The organism is Hungatella hominis (assembly GCF_014288005.1).
Lineage (GTDB): Bacteria > Bacillota > Clostridia > Lachnospirales > Lachnospiraceae > Hungatella > Hungatella effluvii.
In genome coordinates, this window is the sequence record NZ_JACOPB010000057.1 from 1 (window position 1) to 1830 (window position 1830).

The 1830-nt window shown below is 47.2% G+C and carries 1 protein-coding gene; it reads right to left on the minus strand.

Annotated elements, in window-relative coordinates:
• Nucleotides 1-122: 122 nt before the first annotated feature.
• Entirely contained in the window at nucleotides 123-1457 is a 1335-nt protein-coding gene (locus tag H8S75_RS32240) for an IS110 family RNA-guided transposase (protein ID WP_187024961.1), read from the minus strand.
• Nucleotides 1458-1830 lie beyond the last annotated feature (373 nt).

Genomic DNA, 1830 nt, shown 5'->3' on the forward strand with positions numbered 1-1830 from the left:
AAGTCCAGCTAAGAAATGTCAAGAGGTGATGTGAAAAAAGTTGATATTTTTATTATCCTAAAAAAGGGTAACTTAAATAAGCCTAGCTACATGGAGATTTTAAAATTAGATGTCCAATTCTGTTAGGCGGCGTTAGTAACAGAGGCGGTGTGATTAAGTACGTACTGCTTACAATGCACCTCCGGGGGGATAATCTCAAACGGCTTGTTGTCCCGGAGCATGGCAAAGATGATATTGCAGATCTTATGCATCACGGCCCCGACAGCCACGTTCTTTTTCTTGTTGGCACATTTGCCGGTGTAATAGTTGTAAATAACCGGATTGACGGGCGTTTTCGTCCCTTTATCTACCTTAAGGTTATTTAATGCGACCATATGCAGGACGCGTCTTGCAAGGCTTGACCCGCGCTTGGACATATGGACCTTATCACCATTGAGCTTACCGGACTGCTTTACAGCAGGATCCAGGCCAAAGTAGGCATAAAGCTTCTTGGGGGAAGAAAACAGATCAAAATCCCCCATTTCGGCCATCAGGACAACGGCACTTAGGAAACCAACACCACGCAGGGACTGAAGGAGGCAGATACGGTCATAAACCGGTGTGCCATGAAGTCTGTCCACTGCCTCATGCAGAGCCAGCAGGAGGGAATCCAGATGCTTCTGGTATGTCTGATAGGACTCAATGTAGAGCCTGATCCGGACCGCGTTGCTGGGAAGGGAACGTCCGAAGATGGCGGCATCCTTTGCAGCTTCGAGGATGGCCTCATACCTGCTTAGGGCATAGGCATCCCCAAAGCGTGCGGTGCTGCGGATGATCCCAACCAGTTCCTCTTTTGGGGCAGCCAGCATATCCTTAGCAAGCGGGTAAGCGCCCAGCAGCTTTAAAGAAGACCTGGTTGTGATCCTGCTGAACACCTTCAGGTAAGCCGGGAAGGATACCTTGAGCTCCGCATTCAGCTTGAGGACAACGGCGGACTGGAGATCTTTGAAGTAATAATAATCACGGACCAGGTTACGCAGGTCAGCGATGTCTTCATCGGGAATGATGGAAGTCTTTAAAGATGCATTGAGTCCCACAAGAGCCGCTTTTTTTGAATCAAATTTATCATTATGTAGTTTCCTTATGTTGATATTTGTGCTATTCTTAGTGATGATAGGATTAATGACGGAGCAGTCAAGACCCTTATCACGAAGGAAGCACAGAAGCGGGATGTGGTAGATCCCGGTAGACTCAAGGAAGCATCTGCTTTTGAGGGAATACAATTCTTGTGCTTCCTTTATTTTTGCGACAGCCATCTCCCTGGAGTATGGATCATCATGGATGATCTTAAAGGGCCTGCCCCAAAAAGAGCCATTGGGGAGGGCGATGGACATCCAGGTAAAATCCGCGCCGACATCGAGGCCAACGGAGAGATAAGGGCTGCTGTCAAGCATCTGAAGTAGTTTATTGAAATGCATAAGTATATCCTTTCTGGCAGGCATCCATTTCCAAAAGGTGGATACACAACCTAGCGGCTTATACGGGTATAGCCAGAGGCTTCCCAACCAGCCAAACCATAAATCACCACCGAATGGACTGACAGACTTTATTAGAGGTTTGGCCAGCCGGAGCTGGTTCCCAAGGAGGAGCCGTCAATGTCCCTGCCCCGGTGATTATACCTCAGGATCTGGTCTGGTGCACTATGGAAACCTCAGACAAGATAAACAACAAGTAATTATTAGCAATAACCTCTGATGGAGGGAGAGCCTCTCCTTCAGTTATTCATTAGAACAGATACCGTAACTATTAACTTGTAGTCTTGATTGACTACACCATTATTATACTAGGAGG

Excerpts from the sequence above, each read along its gene's own strand:
- H8S75_RS32240 (WP_187024961.1), bottom strand. The coding sequence starts at position 1,457 with ATGCATTTCAATAAACTACTTCAGATGCTTGACAGCAGCCCTTATCTC.